This is a genomic window from Prosthecobacter dejongeii, from assembly GCF_014203045.1.
In the GTDB taxonomy this organism is placed as follows: Bacteria; Verrucomicrobiota; Verrucomicrobiia; order Verrucomicrobiales; family Verrucomicrobiaceae; genus Prosthecobacter; species Prosthecobacter dejongeii.
This window is the reverse complement of the sequence record NZ_JACHIF010000001.1, coordinates 1,005,971-1,018,951: the sequence shown is the minus strand read 5'-3', so window position 1 is coordinate 1,018,951 and position 12,981 is coordinate 1,005,971. Positions and strand designations below refer to the sequence as shown.

Annotated in this window: 15 protein-coding genes and 1 tRNA gene; 12 read left to right on the top strand and 4 right to left on the bottom strand. The window is 56.0% G+C overall.

Translation table 11 applies throughout. The features are described from left to right. Positions 1–107 precede the first annotated feature (107 nt). The 3 genes from HNQ64_RS03985 to HNQ64_RS03975 are packed head-to-tail and all read left to right on the top strand — an operon-like array spanning position 108 to position 2,816. Positions 108–1,022 (top strand): DUF2167 domain-containing protein, encoded by a 915-nt coding sequence (locus tag HNQ64_RS03985; protein ID WP_184205570.1) that lies wholly within the window; start codon positions 108–110, stop codon positions 1,020–1,022. A gap of 6 nt (positions 1,023–1,028) precedes the next feature. Next, positions 1,029–2,114, top strand: a complete 1,086-nt coding sequence (locus tag HNQ64_RS03980) for a hypothetical protein (protein ID WP_184205568.1) — start codon at positions 1,029–1,031, stop codon at positions 2,112–2,114. A 9-nt stretch (positions 2,115–2,123) separates the two neighbouring features. After that, complete coding sequence (locus HNQ64_RS03975) at positions 2,124–2,816, top strand: pseudouridine synthase (protein ID WP_184205566.1); 693 nt, start codon at positions 2,124–2,126, stop codon at positions 2,814–2,816. Positions 2,817–2,871: 55 nt separating this feature from the next. On the opposite strand, the gene HNQ64_RS03970 is transcribed toward HNQ64_RS03975, so the two are convergent. The 3 genes from HNQ64_RS03970 to HNQ64_RS03960 form a co-directional block, all read right to left on the bottom strand. Then, positions 2,872–4,341, bottom strand: a complete 1,470-nt coding sequence (locus HNQ64_RS03970) for an MFS transporter (protein ID WP_184205564.1) — start codon at positions 4,339–4,341, stop codon at positions 2,872–2,874. Between the two features lie 75 nt (positions 4,342–4,416). After that, the gene (locus HNQ64_RS03965) at positions 4,417–4,794 is read right to left on the bottom strand and encodes a four helix bundle protein (RefSeq protein ID WP_184205562.1); all 378 of its coding nucleotides are present in this window, start codon (positions 4,792–4,794) and stop codon (positions 4,417–4,419) included. A gap of 155 nt (positions 4,795–4,949) precedes the next feature. Continuing rightward, positions 4,950–5,873, bottom strand: a complete 924-nt coding sequence (locus HNQ64_RS03960; RefSeq protein ID WP_184205559.1) for a sugar phosphate isomerase/epimerase family protein — start codon at positions 5,871–5,873, stop codon at positions 4,950–4,952. A 172-nt stretch (positions 5,874–6,045) separates the two neighbouring features. Here HNQ64_RS03960 and HNQ64_RS03955 point away from each other — a divergent pair. From HNQ64_RS03955 to HNQ64_RS03915, 9 genes are all read left to right on the top strand, one after another. Continuing rightward, positions 6,046–6,120: transfer RNA gene (locus HNQ64_RS03955), tRNA-Val, on the top strand. Positions 6,121–6,302: 182 nt separating this feature from the next. Continuing rightward, complete coding sequence (locus HNQ64_RS03950; RefSeq protein WP_184205557.1) at positions 6,303–6,899, top strand: TetR/AcrR family transcriptional regulator; 597 nt, start codon at positions 6,303–6,305, stop codon at positions 6,897–6,899. Positions 6,900–6,963: 64 nt separating this feature from the next. After that, the gene (gene trxA, locus HNQ64_RS03945; RefSeq protein ID WP_184205555.1) at positions 6,964–7,281 is read left to right on the top strand and encodes a thioredoxin; all 318 of its coding nucleotides are present in this window, start codon (positions 6,964–6,966) and stop codon (positions 7,279–7,281) included. Positions 7,282–7,310: 29 nt separating this feature from the next. Further along, positions 7,311–7,748 carry a DUF5069 domain-containing protein gene (locus HNQ64_RS03940; RefSeq protein WP_184205553.1) on the top strand — a complete coding sequence of 146 codons (438 nt, stop codon included), beginning with the start codon at positions 7,311–7,313 and terminating at the stop codon, positions 7,746–7,748. A 29-nt stretch (positions 7,749–7,777) separates the two neighbouring features. Further along, positions 7,778–8,800 (top strand): NADPH-dependent aldehyde reductase Ahr, encoded by a 1,023-nt coding sequence (ahr, locus tag HNQ64_RS03935; RefSeq protein ID WP_221305321.1) that lies wholly within the window; start codon positions 7,778–7,780, stop codon positions 8,798–8,800. An 18-nt stretch (positions 8,801–8,818) separates the two neighbouring features. After that, complete coding sequence (locus tag HNQ64_RS03930; RefSeq protein WP_184205551.1) at positions 8,819–9,901, top strand: alkene reductase; 1,083 nt, start codon at positions 8,819–8,821, stop codon at positions 9,899–9,901. Further along, on the top strand, positions 9,901–11,127 hold the full coding sequence (locus HNQ64_RS03925) for an MFS transporter (protein WP_184205549.1): 1,227 nt from the start codon (positions 9,901–9,903) through the stop codon (positions 11,125–11,127). Before HNQ64_RS03930 ends, HNQ64_RS03925 begins: the two co-directional genes overlap by 1 nt. Beyond that, positions 11,124–11,519, top strand: a complete 396-nt coding sequence (locus HNQ64_RS03920; protein WP_184205547.1) for a nuclear transport factor 2 family protein — start codon at positions 11,124–11,126, stop codon at positions 11,517–11,519. Before HNQ64_RS03925 ends, HNQ64_RS03920 begins: the two co-directional genes overlap by 4 nt. Positions 11,520–11,568: 49 nt before the next feature. Further along, positions 11,569–12,246, top strand: coding sequence for a 3-keto-disaccharide hydrolase (locus HNQ64_RS03915; protein ID WP_184205545.1), 678 nt, complete (start codon positions 11,569–11,571; stop codon positions 12,244–12,246). A gap of 130 nt (positions 12,247–12,376) precedes the next feature. On the opposite strand, the gene pncA is transcribed toward HNQ64_RS03915, so the two are convergent. Further along, positions 12,377–12,973 carry a bifunctional nicotinamidase/pyrazinamidase gene (pncA, locus tag HNQ64_RS03910; protein ID WP_184205543.1) on the bottom strand — a complete coding sequence of 199 codons (597 nt, stop codon included), beginning with the start codon at positions 12,971–12,973 and terminating at the stop codon, positions 12,377–12,379. Positions 12,974–12,981: the final 8 nt, after the last annotated feature.

Genomic DNA, 12,981 nt, shown 5'->3' with positions numbered 1-12,981 from the left:
ATGCTCGGTCAGGCCTAACTAAAGTTGGCAAATTGCCATGTTCCTTGGCTTGACGCCCTCTCAGCTAGGCCACTAAGCTGCCCACTCAGTTTTACCACGGAGATCCAATGTCTATTTTACGCCCTCTCACCCTGGCAGGTCTCCTTATGAGCCTGGTCGTTTCTTCACTTGCTGCCCAGGAGTCCAAGCCTGACGCGGAACCCACCGCTGAAGAACGTGCTGCCCTAGAAAAACAGTTTCTCGATAAAATCGAGTCTCTGGGATGGACTCGCGAAGGCAAAGCCAAATTGGGCACGATGGCGGAGGTCGCCATCCCTAAAGGCTGGCGCTTCACCGACGGTAACGGCACGCGCTCGCTGCTGAAGATGTATGGTAACCTGCCAGGTGAGTCTGAGCTGGGCATGCTGACCACCGAAGGCCAAGGCCCCTGGGTCATCTTCGAGTTCGAAGATTCCGGTTACGTCAAGGATGATGAAAAGAACCAACTGGATGCGGATGCCATGCTAAAATCCCTTCAAGAAGGGCAAAAAATCGGCAATGAACGCCGGCGGGAGATGGGGCTGGAAGAACTTCAATTGTTAGGCTGGGCCGTTGCTCCTCGCTTCAACGACCAGACCAAAAACCTCGAGTGGGCCCTGCGTATCGGTTCTAAAAATGGCGAGTCCATCAATTACAGCACGCGCCTCTTAGGCCGCAGTGGTGTCATGGAGGTGGATCTGGTCTGTGGTCCTGAAGAAATGACCACGTTGCTTCCTCAGTATCAGAGCATCATCGCAGGTTTCCAATACGTGGCGGGCAACAGCTATGCCGAGTATCGCGAAGGTGATAAGGTGGCGAAATATGGTCTCACGGCTCTGGTAGCTGGGGGCGCTGCCGTTGCTGCTGGTAAAATGGGTCTTTTCGCCAAGTTGGGAGGCCTGTTAGCCAAACTGGGTAAAGGTGTGTTTGTCATCATTGCCGGGGTTGGCATCGCCATCAAAAGCCTGATCGGCAAGCTCTTTGGCAAGAAGGAACAGATCTAACCGTCCATGACTGACGGCCAGTCCCTGCTGCTCATTTTCGCAGTGCTCTACTTGCTGGAGTGCCTGCGTTGGCTACCGCCGCGTTGCTTCTTGTTATTGGGGAGTGGAGACCACTGGCATTTTCGTACGGCCTTCCAGCCTGTTCAGCTCGCTGGAGGCTCACCTGCATTACTGGCTTTTTTACCGCCTTTGCAGGCCCATGTGGCCACGCTGCCCTGGCTGCTCGTCCCTGCTTCAGCGGGCTTAGAGATCCGACAGGACCGGCTGCGTCCCCTGCTCCTCTCTTGGGAAAAAGTTCAGCCTCGTGCGGATGGGCGCAGCCTGCATTTGGCCCCTGGGTACCGCATCCGCTGCCTGAGTGAAGTGCACGCGCGCCATGCGCAGGAGCAGGTCACCTGCTGGATCTCGCTCACTCAGGAGGCGCGTGCCGCAGATTTCCTCCAGCACGCCCAGGCCACCCTTGAGGCTGCGCCTCTTTTAGAACTCACCGCTTCCATCACCGCCCAGACGCGTCAGCTACGTTGGCTAAGTCATCTTATCTTTATCTGGACGTTCGTTGTCCTGGTTATTCTATATCGTTGGTTAGGAGATACTGTCGAAATGCTTTGGGCCACTGCGGTTCTTTTCATGCTCCAGTTTACCCAAGCCATCTTGTTTTTCCGTCGGGCTCAGGGTTTGCCTTATCGTTTTTGGAAGGCCCTTGCCATCGCACTCCTGCCTCAGCATGCGATGCGTGCGGCGGATCACTTGTGTGACTTCAACACACCCTGCCCATCCCACCCACTCGCAGCTCGCGCGCAAGTGGGCGAGGCTGCTTGGAAAAAGCTGGCGACTGAACTTTGGAACCAAACTCGCTATCAACCCTCAGCCACCTCCAATCTACAAAGTCTCGCTTTGGAGAGGTACTTCATGGCGCAAGAGGTGCCTCTGACGGCCTTGGAGACAGTCCCCCTTCAGCAGCCAGGTTCGGCTCTCTACTGCCCAGGATGCTTGGCCCAGTTTCAGGCCACAGCGAGCCACTGCCAGGACTGCCACGGCACGGAACTGCGGGCTTTTAACGCGCCAGCTTGCACAGTGACGCCTGACAGCTAGCCTGAGGTTGTGCCTCGCCTTGATCAACTGCTCTCCTCCCTCGGTTATGGTTCGCGTAAAGAAGTCGCGGATTTTGTCAAAAAAGGGCGCGTGCTCTGGCGCGGGGAGGTGGTGAAAAGGCCGGATCAAAAGGTCGAAGCCTCCGACGTCAGGCTGGACGATGAACCGCTGGAAGCACCCGATGGCCTTTTGGTCATGTTGAACAAGCCGTTAGGCCATGTTTGCACGCACAGCGACGGCGAAGGAACCACCGTTTATGAACTGCTCCCGCCTCGCTGGATGGCGCGGAAACCCGCCATCACCAGCATTGGGCGGTTGGACAAAGACACCAGTGGCTTGCTCCTCATCACGGACCTGGGGCCTCTGGTTCACCGCTACACCTCGCCCAAAGCCGAGGTGGAAAAAATCTACGAAGTCACGGTGGATCGGGAGCTTGATCCCGCCCTCATCACCACCTTCGCTAGCGGCAGCGTACTGCTGCGTGGTGAGGATAAACCCTGCCTGCCGGCGCAGCTCGAGATCACGGGTCCCCTCACTGCGAGGCTGACGCTCATGGAGGGGCGTTATCATCAGGTGCGCCGCATGTTCGCTAGCCAGGGTTGGCACGTGGAAAAGCTGCACCGCAGCCGTTTTGGAGACTACAGGCTGGGGGATTTGGCTCCGGGCGAGTGGCGGGTGCTGGAGCTGCCTGATGTGAAATAAAAAGAGCGGCATCGCTGCCGCTCTTTCGTGGGATGATTTTAAGCGTCGTCCATGATCAATGCTCGTCAGCATCTGGCTTCGGCTCAGGCAGGAATTGGGTGAGGATGGCACCGATGAGGGCATAGCCACCGGCCACACAGGCACCGACGATGGCGATGCGGGCAGGATCAGGCTTGTCAGAAGCCGCCAGCGTCAGGGTGATCCAGGCAGCCGCAGTGCCGATGACGCGGCCCCCGATGTTGGCGGCAAAGCTTTCACCCGTGCCACGAAGGTGCATGGGGAAGACCAGGGGAATGTAGTTCCCCCAAAAGCTGAACTGCGCCACGGTGAGGAAACCGGCGACGAAGATGCCGATCTTGATGATGCCCAGGCTCTCCGGGTTATTGAGTTGGCCAGCCATCCACCAGAAAAGCAGCGGCACCAAGATGAGTGCGGGGATCTGGAAAACACGGAACAAGGTGCGGCGGCTAACGATGGCGACGGCCAGCAGAGCCAGGGCAATACGACCAACCATGCCGCCGATTTCCTGCCAGAAGGTGATTTGGGCCACGGCAGCATCGCTGGCATTGCCACCGATCTGGCGCTTCTTACCGGCGGGGATCTCGGGTTTGCCTTCAGCCTTGGCTTCCTGGACGGCTTTGCCCACGGCACCTTTGGCGGTGGCGATCATCGCGGCATGACCGGCTTCATTCGGCGTATTCAGTGCCTGCGCACCCAGGATCTGAGGAAGCTGCTGGATGGCGCCAAAGGCAATGCCGTAGCTGGCTGCGAAAACCAGGGTGGTCAGCACGGTGGTGCGGATGAGTTCTGGCGCGAACAACTCGCGGATGCTTGGGCGCTTGAGCACGCCAGCCTCTTTCTTGCGCGCCCACTCGGGCGACTCTGGCAGGAACGGGCGGATCAAGATGAGCGGCAGGGCTGGAATGACGCCCGAGATCAGCGTGTACCGCCAGGCCTCGTGGCCGCCGTGAATGGCGGGCAGATCCAGAGCGAACTTGGCTGCCAGCACATTGGCACCCGCAACGAGCAAGCCGCCGATGGAGGAGAAAGCCTGGGTGTAACCCAGCACTTTTTCACGCTGTACGTTGTCTTTGAACAGCTCCGCCAGCCATGCCACAGCCGCCACGAACTCCACACACACGCCGATGAAGACTAGGCAGCGGAAGAACAGGAGTTGATAGAGGTTCTGGGAAAAGCCAGCAGCGCAGGCGGCAAAGGCATAAAGAAGGATGCTGTAAGTGAGCACCCGGCGGCGGCCGAGACGGTCCGTCAAATAACCGCCAATGAGGCCAAAGACGCCCCCGGCTAGAGCGGGAATGAAAAACAGCATGCGCGCCCACTCCGTGAACTGGGGTGTCCCAGGCAGTAAAAGCGGCACCCCATCTGGCCCCACTCCCCCCAGAGAAGCCAGCGCTGGCTTCACGATCAGCGGTAGCATCAGCAGTTCATAAATATCGAAGGCAAAGCCGATCGCTGCGATGAAGCAGATCAGCCACTGAGTGGAGGTAAGTTTGGGAGCGGGCATGTGGGAGGGGTGATGGGTGGTTGAGTCGTGGTTAAGCAGTTGTTTGCTGTAGTTGGCAGTTGTTTGCCGTTGTTTCTAAGAGTCTGCGGCGCGGCGGAGCTGGGATTCGCGGAGATTATGAATACGCACACTCAGGTCATAAGCTTGATCCAACAATGGATCGGTGACCTTTTCTTGGGAAAATCCCAGATCGGTCGCAATGATGAGGTCAGATGCTGTTTCCATAAGTGAACCGTAAGCCTGAGCGGAAAAATGCGCCTGATCTTTTAGACTCGATCTTCCACAGCCTTCGGCCAAATTATTGGCCACGGAAACGGCCGAGCGGGTCAATTGACTGGTTAGGCCGAAACGCTCGTCTTTCGGAAAGGTTCGTGAGCACTCGTAAACATGGGTCACTAACTGCCTTGCGCGTTGCCAGACTTCAAGCTTCTCAAAGGGGAATTGCTTTCTCATGATTCACAAACAGATAGAAGTGTATCGTCGATTTGGTGGGTTGAGTTGCCAAGGGATTCGCATTTGAGCATTTTCAAATCCATGCCAACAACCGCCAACTATAGCCAGCCAGTGCAAACAGCTTTGCGCCACTGCTCAACAACCGCCAACTTTTATTAAGCTAGCTTCGGTCGCAGCATCTCGAGGATCTTGGGCACTTCCACCAGAGGATCGGTGTTCTTCACTTCATACTCGAGGGTGAACCAGCCTTGGTAATTGGCTTCGCGCAGGATCTTTAAGACGCGATCCACATCGCTCGGCTCATGTTCGCCTTTAGCGGCGCCTTTACGGCTGATTTCCATCTTCAACTGTACATTCACGGAGTAGGGGGCGATCTTGGCCAGGTCAGCGTACGGGTCTTCCGTGTGGAAGTTGCCGCTGTCGAAGTTGATGCCTGCCCAGGGGCTGTTGGCGGCCTTCACCATTTTGATGAGGTTTTCTGGCTCGGCCACGATGCCGCCGTGGTTTTCCAGGCCCAAAAAGACGCCTTTTTTGGCGGCGTAGTCCAGGCACTCTTGGTAGGCGGCTTGGCAGTTCGCTACGGCTTCCTCTTCACTCAGTCCCTTCGGCTGTGGCCCGGCGAAGACCCGGATGTGAGGGGCACTCATGATGGCGGAGTAATCGATCCAGCGTTTCACATCGGCGATCTCTTGATCCAGCTTTTCACCTTTGGGCAGGGCAAAGTTGTTACCTACGGCCGTCCCGGCGAGTTGCACCCCGCGCAGGTAAGCGTGGCGTTTCACTTCCAGCAGGTATTTCTCATCCACATCGGGTGGGAAAAAGTAGCTCGTCACCTCCGCTCCCGGCACATTGTTATCCGCGCACCAGTCGATGAAATCCAGGATGCTCCAGGGCTTTTGCCCCTCTTTGGCTTTTTGCTCCTTGCCGCGCATCCACTGGAAGCGTTCACGGAAGCTGTAAGCGGCCACGCCTAACTGCATGCGGCTTTTTCCGGCCCGCTTGATCGGCTCGATGGCGGGAAGTGCGGTAGCGCCTAGGGCGCTGAGACTGGCGGTGAGGAACGAGCGGCGTGTGGTCATAATGGAAAAAGCGAGTGTACTGAACGCTGCGAAGAAACGAATATTAATTTTCGGTTCGATTTGATTCTCTTCTGCCTTTGAGAAATCGACCTGTGTGTAAGAAGCCTTACCACCTTGTGAAAAAACAGTTGCCCGCCTGGGTGAAAGGCATTAAAGAATCCATCCGACAAACGCGCAGTTAGCTCAGTGGTAGAGCATCACCTTGACATGGTGGGGGTCACAGGTTCAAATCCTGTACCGCGCACCATCTCCTCAAATCAAAGGAGATGATGTTAAACGTGAAGAGCAGCGGTGCAACTCCTGCTCAACTTCGCTGGCGCAATATCAAGCCGCTTTAGCTAGGCAAGACTTGTGATTCGTGCGCGGGCATTTCAGTTTAACATTCAATTTTCGTTGACTCATTAGACCAATCGGTCTATTGATGTAATCATGAGCGACAGATCCACGAAGGAACGCATCCTCGACGCGGCCGAAGGGCTGATGCTTGAGAAGAGCTTTCATTCGGTGGGGCTCAATGAAATTCTCAAAGCTGTTAAAGTGCCCAAGGGGTCTTTTTATCATCACTTTGAGTCGAAGGAGCAGTTTGGGGTGGAGATGCTGCGACACTATGTAGCGGAGTCCACCGCTTATAAAAGTAAGCTGCTGCTTTCCCCCACCCCAGAGCCAGATCCCCTTCTTAGACTGGTGACTTATTTGGAGTCGAATGTCTGCCGGACCTTAGAATCTGAAGGGAAATGTCCCTGTTTAGTCATCAAATTGGCCTCTGAGGTCGCAGATTTTAGCGAGCCGATGCGAGAAGTCCTGGCTCAGGGAACTCGGGAATGGGTGGCTATTTTCGAAAAATTGCTCATCGAAGGTGTCCAAAAAGGCAAGATGGCCACCAGTATTGAGCCCACCCTCATGGCCCCGGTGATTTTGGATCTCTGGACGGGTGCCATGCACCGCGCGTCCACCACTCGCAGTGTGACTGCCCTGCGTGAAGCCATTACCTTTTTGAAATCCACCCTATCTCCCCACAAAATTTAGTTTTTTAACTTCCAGTAAACCGACTGGTCTATTCAAACGTAACTCGAACTCAAAACCTAGCTTTATGAAACCCCAATCTCTCACCAACGAAACCTTCGATGCCGCAATCAATAACGCCGCGGGCCAGCCTGTCCTGGTGGACTTTTGGGCTGAATGGTGTGGCCCGTGTAAGATGCTAGCACCGATCCTCGACCAGATCGCTGGTGAACAAGCAGGCACTGCGACCATCGCGAAGGTGGACATTGATGCACATCCGGAACTGGCTGAGCGTTTTGGCATTCGCGCCATCCCGACACTCATCGTGTTTAAGAATGGCCTGCCTGTGAACACGATCACTGGCGTTAAAAGCAAAGCGTTCATTGAAGCCGCTCTGGCAGCCTGATCCGATATTCCCGGGAACCTTTCCACGTTATGAATCTCACCCAGCGTCCTCCCCGCAGCCCACGTGTCCGCCTGGGCGGTTATGTGCTGCTGCCTCGATTACTCGATAAATGCCGCGCAGAAATCGCAGGCACGGCAGGCGAGTATCACTACAATTGCCCCATGGACCGCCGCTTTTTCGATTTCGCCGGGGTGGATCATGAGGCCCTGAAAACGCAGGTGAGTGAAGGCCTGGGAGATGGGGCTGTCCTGGCGTGGATTCTTGAAAACCGTGCACATCAGCACAGCGATTGGGAGATTGCCCAATGGAGCGCCCATCGTGAAACGGCGGTGCCTGCCGACAATGAAAGCCGTTCATTTATCAATGAAAAGGTGGCCGAGGCTGGCGGCGCAGACCGTGAAGACATCGGCACCTGGTTCGATTTCCTCGATCTCGACGATCATGTCACCTTCGGTGGCAAAGCTTAGACTCCCATATCACCTCATTCACCCCACATATGAGTACGCCCATTCACGCCCTAGCTGCCTTTGGTGCCAAACAGGCCCTGCAATCTTATGAATACACACCGGGGCCACTCGGTGATGAACAGGTAGAAATCGCCGTGGAGTCCTGCGGCATCTGCCACAGTGATCTTTCCATGCTGGACAATGACTGGGGCATCTCCAGTTACCCCTTTGTTCCAGGTCATGAAGTCGTGGGCAAAGTGGTGGAACTGGGGCCGCACACGAAACGTCTCAAAGTGGGAGATCGGGTAGGCCTGGGGTGGAACTCGGGAAGCTGTGGTGCCTGCGCTCAGTGTCTGTCTGGGAATCAAAACCTCTGCCCCACAGCGGAGGGTACCATCGTAGGTCGTCACGGAGGCTTTGCCAGTCGTGTGCGCGCTCATTGGACTTGGCTGAATCCCCTTCCCGAGACGCTGGATGCCAGCAAGGCAGGCCCACTTTTCTGCGGCGGCATCACTGTGTTTAATCCCATCATTCAATGCGGTGTGCAGCCCACAGATCGCGTGGGTGTCATTGGCATCGGTGGTTTGGGACACCTGGCTTTGAAGTTCCTCCGTGCTTGGGGCTGTGAGGTGGTGGCCTTTACCAGCAGTGATTCGAAGCGCGAAGAAGCCTTGCAGCTCGGGGCTCATCGCACGCTGAATTCGCGAGACAAGGGAGACCTTAACAAGGCGAATGGCAGCTTCGATTTTATCCTCAATACGACCAATGTGGCTCTGGACTGGAACACGTACATTGCGGCGCTCAAGCCTAAGGGCCGCCTGCACACCGTCGGAGCGGTTTTGGAGCCGATGGGCCTCGCGGCCTTCCCGATGATCTCGGGTCAAAAATCTGTCTCAGGTTCACCTCTGGGCAGCCCGGCCACGGTGGACACCATGCTAGAATTTTGCGCCCGTCACAGCATTGCGCCGACCACAGAGACTTTCCCTATGTCTCGCGCCAATGATGCACTGGAGCACCTGCGTTCTGGCAAAGCCCGCTACCGAATTGTGCTGGAAAATGATCTGAGTGCCTAACCAATTCTATTATTCGTCATGTCATCCCCTTCCCTCTTTAGCCCACTCACCCTCGGTGCCGTGGCAGTGCCCAATCGCATCTTCATGGCACCGCTGACCCGGTGCCGGGCCGACGTGAATCACGTGCCCACAGATCTGATGGTGGACTACTACACCCAGCGCGCCAGTGCAGGTCTCATCGTGGCAGAGGCCACCATGGTTATGGAGGGGAACTCCGCCTTTGCGGGACGTGAACCAGGCATCTACTCAGACGCGCAAATCGTTGCCTGGAGAAAGGTGACGGATGCGGTGCATGCGAAAGGGGGCCGCATCTTTCTCCAGCTCTGGCATGGAGGCCGAGCCTGCCATCCCTATTTCAACAATGGGGCCGTCCCCGTCTCCGCCAGCGCGATCCCCATTACCAATGATGAAGCTCACACGCCGGAAGGAAAGAAGCCTTATGCCACCCCGCGTGAACTGCGTGATGATGAGCTGCCGCAGATCGTCGAAGGATTCAAAAAAGCGGCTTTGAATGCCAAGGTGGCCGGCTTTGATGGCGTGGAAGTCCATGGAGCTAATGGCTATCTGCTGGATCAATTTCTGCGTGATGGCAGCAACCGTCGCAGTGGTGAGTACGGAGGCCCTTTGGAAAACCGGGCTCGCCTGCTTCTAGAAGTGGTGGATGCCGTCACTGATGTCTGGGGCGTGGGTTATGTGGGCGTGCGCATTTCACCACTGAATAGCTTCAACTCCATGGAAGACAGTGACCCCGCAGGTCTAACCGCTTATGTGGCTACACAACTGGACCAGCGTGGCATTGCCTACTTGCATCTCATGCGTGCCGATTTCTTCGGTGTGCAGCAGGGGGACATGGTCAGCATCGCGCGTGCCTGTTTTAAAGGGGCTTTGATCGGTAACATGGGCTATACGCCGGAAGAGGCCGCCCAAGCCGTGGAAGTAGGTACCCTTGAAGGCGTCGCGTTTGGTCATCATTACATCAGCAATCCAGATCTGGTCGAGTGCCTCCAGGCGGGCGTACCTCTGGTGGAGCCTGATGCCAGCACCTTCTACTCTCATGATGCGAAGGGATACACGGACTATCCAACCCGAACTGCGGCGTGATGGCTACCCAGCGCCCACCCGTCTCTGAGAAGGCTCTGCTCATTCTTTTAGCGACGGTCCAGTTTGCCCACATCATGGACTTCATGGTCATGATGCCTCTGGGCCCGCAGCTCATGCGGGAGCTAGACATCGGGCCAGAGCGGTTCAGCGGCATGGTCGCCGCTTATACTTTTGCAGCTGGCATCGTTGGTCTGCTAGCAGCGCCGTTTATGGATCGGTTTGATCGCCGTAAACTGCTGTTGTTTTGTTTTGCGGGGTTCATCATTGGCACCCTGGCTTGTGCCTTGGCGCATACCGCAGCAGCATTGACGCAAGCACGCATTATCTGTGGTGCTTTTGGCGGTGTTTCCGGGGCCTTGATCATGGCCATCGTGAGTGATGTGGTACCCCCTGAAAGACGTGCCGCTGGCATGGGCATCGTGATGACTGCATTCTCCGCCGCTGCGGCACTGGGCGTGCCTCTGGGGCTTTATCTGGCGCAGAAGTTTACCTGGGAAACACCCTTTTTTGTGATCGTGGGCATCGGCATCGTGACATGGCTGTCGTTGTGGTATTATTTGCCACCTATCCGTGACCACTTGAAAGTCAGCACCACACTGCGTGGCGAAGCTTTTTGGGCGCTGCTGCGCAATGCCAATGCTGGTTGGGCTTTGATGTTCATCTTCATGTTGGTGCTCGGGCACATGATCATGATCCCTCTGCTCTCTCCGTATCTGGTGCATAACTTGGGACTGCCCGAAGAGCATCTCTCGCTGGTTTATCTGATCGGTGGTTGCCTAACCATTTTTACTTCACCGTGGGTAGGACGTCTGGCGGATCGCCTGGGTCGCATTCAGGTGCTGGGCATCATGATCATTGTGGCAGCTGGCGTGGTGCTGACCATCACACATGCTCCTCATCTTCCTACCGTGGCTATCCTCAGTTTGAGCGGTCTGTTTTTTATCTTTGCCAGCGGTCGTTTTGTCCCTGCACAGGCCATCGGTTCTTTGGCCGTGCCTCAGTCTCAGCGCGGGGCCTTCATGAGCCTGAATGCCTGCGTGAGGGATCTGGGCGCGGGGGTAGCGGCTAGCCTTGCCGGCTTCATGGTCACCACGGCCCCTACCGGCGAGTTGGTTCATTACAACCGTATCGGTTACGTCGCTGTGGCGGCATCTGCTCTCAGTTATTGGATCGGTACTCGAGTGCGTACCCAGGACATTGTGGTTCCTTCCTCTATTGCTTCATGACTTCTCTTGAAACCATCCGTGATCTCTACCGCGCCATGCGTGAAAAGGACGATGCCGCAGTACATGCTCTTTGTGCTGAAGATATCGTTTGGCAGCAGAGCGCAGGTTTTCCAGGTGGCTCCACCTGGCATGGTCCTGCCTCGGTCATCGAAAATGTTTTCCGTGCCAATTCCCGTCGCTGGACAGGCTTTGCCTTCACGGAGGAGGAGATGATGGAGTTCGGCGATCGTGTGACTGTTCTAGGCCATTACTCCGGTACATCGCCTGCGACGGGCAAGTCCATGCGCGTGGCCGTGGCGCATGTGTATGATCTTAAAGAAGGTAAGGTGACACGCTTCCGCATGTATGCAGACACGCACCCTATGTGGCAGGCCATGACGGCGGATGCGTGAGATATTTCGCCAGATGCAGGTGGCTGGCGGCGTTCAAGAAGGACCTACCATGAAATTACGCCTTCTGCTGCCACTCGCCCTGTTATCCCTGCTCACCTCTGCCAGTGCTCAGGATGCCTTTGTCCCCCTCTTTGATGGTAAGACCCTGACTGGTTGGGAGCAGCACAGCGGCTCTGCCGAGTATCGTGTGGAAAATGGCGCGGTGGTAGGGAAGACGGTGCCCAATACGGGTAACTCTTTCCTCTGCACGGCCAAGAAGTACGGCGACTTCATCCTGGAACTGGAATTCAAAGTGGACCCCTCCATGAACTCCGGCATCCAGTTCCGCAGCAACTACTACACGAAGGAAACGGAAGTGGAGATCGCGGGGAAAAAGAAAAAGTTTCCAGCGGACCGCGTTCATGGTTATCAGTTTGAAATTGACCCCAGCGCACGTGCTTACACAGGCGGAATCTATGATGAAGGCCGGCGCGGCTGGCTGTTTGACCTGAAAAACAACGAAGCTGCACGCAAAGCCTTCAAACAAGGCGAGTGGAATAAGGCCCGCATTGAGTGCAAAGGCGACAGCATCAAAACCTTCATCAATGGAGTGCCAGCTGCGGATCTCAAAGACGACATGACCAAAGAAGGTGTGATCGCCCTCCAGGTGCATGGCGTGGGCAAAAAAACCGAAGCTATCGGCAAAGAAGTCATGTGGCGGAACATCCGCATTCAGGAACTAAAGTAAGCGGTAGTGGAAGTGATGCAGGCACTCTTGCCTGCAATCGAAGGGCGTTAGATTTCCGCCGCCTGTGCTATTCGTGCAGGCGGACAAGTTTTCGATCCTGCCCTTCCAGACAGGAGTGACCGCATCACTTTCACATCATCTTGCATCCAGCCGCCTGCATGTCTTTGATGGCGCGCTCCACATCACCAGGTTGGAGATTCACTCCACGGCAGGCATCGGTGATGAGGCTGACTTGAAAGCCTTCCGTCAGAGCATCTAGCACGGTGAACTTTACGCAGTAATCCGTGGCCACTCCTGCGACGTGCAATTCCGTGACACCCTGAGACTGGAGCCACTCACCCATGCCTGTGGAGGCACGATGACCATTGTCATGAAGGCCACTGTAACTATCAATCTGTGGGTTCATGCCTTTGGTAAACACCCTCTGAATGAGCCGGGTATCGAGGCCAGGGGCAAACAATGCACCTCCTGTGTTTTGCACACAGTGCGTGGGCCACAAGGTCTGGGGTAACCCGTCTAACGAAATTTGTTCAAAAACGTTCTTGCCGGGATGATTGTTGGCAAAGCTGCCGTGGTTCTCTGGGTGCCAATCTTGAGTGGCGACGACAAGGTCATACTTTGGCATCAGTTCACTGACCCTGGGGATGATCTGGTCACCCCCCGGCACAGCGAGTGAACCGCCAGGCATGAAGTCGTTTTGGATGTCGATGAGGAGAAGGGCTTTCATAAGGAATA

Coding starts and splice junctions, on each gene's coding strand:
- HNQ64_RS03985 (WP_184205570.1), top strand. CDS start 108: ATGTCTATTTTACGCCCTCTCACCCTGGCAGGTCTCCTTATGAGCCTG.
- HNQ64_RS03980 (WP_184205568.1), top strand. CDS start 1,029: ATGACTGACGGCCAGTCCCTGCTGCTCATTTTCGCAGTGCTCTACTTG.
- HNQ64_RS03970 (WP_184205564.1), bottom strand. CDS start 4,341: ATGCCCGCTCCCAAACTTACCTCCACTCAGTGGCTGATCTGCTTCATC.
- HNQ64_RS03965 (WP_184205562.1), bottom strand. CDS start 4,794: ATGAGAAAGCAATTCCCCTTTGAGAAGCTTGAAGTCTGGCAACGCGCA.
- HNQ64_RS03960 (WP_184205559.1), bottom strand. CDS start 5,873: ATGACCACACGCCGCTCGTTCCTCACCGCCAGTCTCAGCGCCCTAGGC.
- HNQ64_RS03950 (WP_184205557.1), top strand. CDS start 6,303: ATGAGCGACAGATCCACGAAGGAACGCATCCTCGACGCGGCCGAAGGG.
- trxA (WP_184205555.1), top strand. CDS start 6,964: ATGAAACCCCAATCTCTCACCAACGAAACCTTCGATGCCGCAATCAAT.
- HNQ64_RS03940 (WP_184205553.1), top strand. CDS start 7,311: ATGAATCTCACCCAGCGTCCTCCCCGCAGCCCACGTGTCCGCCTGGGC.
- ahr (WP_221305321.1), top strand. CDS start 7,778: ATGAGTACGCCCATTCACGCCCTAGCTGCCTTTGGTGCCAAACAGGCC.
- HNQ64_RS03930 (WP_184205551.1), top strand. CDS start 8,819: ATGTCATCCCCTTCCCTCTTTAGCCCACTCACCCTCGGTGCCGTGGCA.
- HNQ64_RS03925 (WP_184205549.1), top strand. CDS start 9,901: ATGGCTACCCAGCGCCCACCCGTCTCTGAGAAGGCTCTGCTCATTCTT.
- HNQ64_RS03920 (WP_184205547.1), top strand. CDS start 11,124: ATGACTTCTCTTGAAACCATCCGTGATCTCTACCGCGCCATGCGTGAA.
- HNQ64_RS03915 (WP_184205545.1), top strand. CDS start 11,569: ATGAAATTACGCCTTCTGCTGCCACTCGCCCTGTTATCCCTGCTCACC.
- pncA (WP_184205543.1), bottom strand. CDS start 12,973: ATGAAAGCCCTTCTCCTCATCGACATCCAAAACGACTTCATGCCTGGC.